Annotated in this window: 1 protein-coding gene; it reads left to right on the forward strand. The window is 64.8% G+C overall.

The window, feature by feature from the left end:
- The coding region (locus NKH78_RS32530; protein WP_352885259.1) for an integrase core domain-containing protein at window positions 1-677 on the forward strand (677 nt) is incomplete at both ends.

The raw sequence follows: 677 nt of genomic DNA on the forward strand, positions 1-677 counted from the left end.
GAGCAAGCGCGACAAGCCGCACTGGGGCGCCAGGAAGATCAGGGAGCTGCTGATCAGGAAGCTCGCCGGCGATGTGCGCATCCCGGCCAAGAGCACGGTGCATGCCGTGCTCGACCGCCACGGCCTTGTGAGCCAGGCCCGCAAGAGGAACCGGGCGAACAAGGCCATGGGCACGCCGCTGTCGCAGGCCGCCGTCCCCAACGATCTGTGGTGCGCTGACTTCAAGGGCGAGTTCAAGCTCGGCAACGGTCGCTACTGTTACCCCCTGACGGTGACCGACCAGGCCTCGCGCTACCTGCTTCTCGCCGAAGCGCTTGAAGCGACACGGGAAGCGCCGGTCATCGAGGCCTTCGTCCGGCTGTTCAGGGAACGCGGCCTGCCGCTCGCCATTCGAAGCGACAACGGGGTCCCCTTCGCCAGCCCCAACGGCCTCTACAATCTGTCGAAGCTGTCGGTCTGGTGGTTGAGGCTCGGCATTGCCATCGAGCGCATCAAGCCCGGCAACCCGCAACAGAACGGCCGCCACGAGCGCATGCACCGCACCTTGAAGCAGGAGACCACGCGGCCCCCGGGCATGAATGCCCTGCAACAGCAGGCCAGATTTGACGCTTTCATCAGCGAATTCAACGAGGAAAGGCCGCATGAGGCGTTGGCCATGAAGCTACCGACGGAACTCT

Source organism: Mesorhizobium sp. M0910 (assembly GCF_040319465.1).
Lineage (GTDB): Bacteria > Pseudomonadota > Alphaproteobacteria > Rhizobiales > Rhizobiaceae > Mesorhizobium.